The sequence below is a fragment of the Bacteroides mediterraneensis genome, from assembly GCF_016900355.1.
Classification (GTDB): Bacteria; Bacteroidota; Bacteroidia; order Bacteroidales; family Bacteroidaceae; genus Phocaeicola.
Genome location: NZ_JACJKA010000064.1, coordinates 1 through 586 on the forward strand (window position 1 = coordinate 1; position 586 = coordinate 586).

2 tRNA genes and 1 rRNA gene are annotated in these 586 nt (G+C 49.3%); all 3 read right to left on the reverse strand.

Annotated features, from left to right (window positions below):
- Positions 1–53: 53 nt before the first annotated feature.
- A tRNA-Ala gene (locus H6A28_RS14805) sits at positions 54–127 on the reverse strand.
- 89 nt (positions 128–216) lie between these two features.
- A tRNA-Ile gene (locus tag H6A28_RS14810) sits at positions 217–290 on the reverse strand.
- 197 nt (positions 291–487) lie between these two features.
- Positions 488–586, reverse strand: a 16S ribosomal RNA gene (locus tag H6A28_RS14815); the annotation flags it as partial.

Here is a 586-nt window from a genome sequence, read left to right on the forward strand (position 1 = left end):
ACTTGTCAGGACTGGCTTCGCTTGCGCTCGCCCATCCTCTATTTCTCACTTCGTGGAGAATAACGGATTCGAACCGTTGACCCCCTGCGTGCAAAGCAGGTGCTCTAGCCAGCTGAGCTAATCCCCCAAGATTTCATGCTTCATTTTTTCAAAGCGGCTGCAAAGGTAGGTATTTCCTTTCAAACCGGCAAATAAAAAGCGAAGTTTTTTCTGAGGTAGTCCCAGGCAGAGTTGAACTGCCGACCTCTACATTATCAGTGTAGCGCTCTAACCAACTGAGCTATAGGACTAGCTTGTGAGTTATCATCGTGCCGATGATTTATGTCTCCCCGCTCGGCATAACCCAAGCGAGCTTGGTTCTGCTCTCACTCGTTCGACATTTCAACCTCGTCCGTTCCGACTCGGCTTCATCTTTCTCTCTTTTTTATATCGAAAAACAAACTCATCTGCAGTACAAGGCAAGAACCTCTTCTCGGTTCCTCTCCAGAAAGGAGGTGTTCCAGCCGCACCTTCCGGTACGGCTACCTTGTTACGACTTAGCCCCAATTACCAGTTTTACCCTAGGGCGCTCCTTGCGGTTACGCAC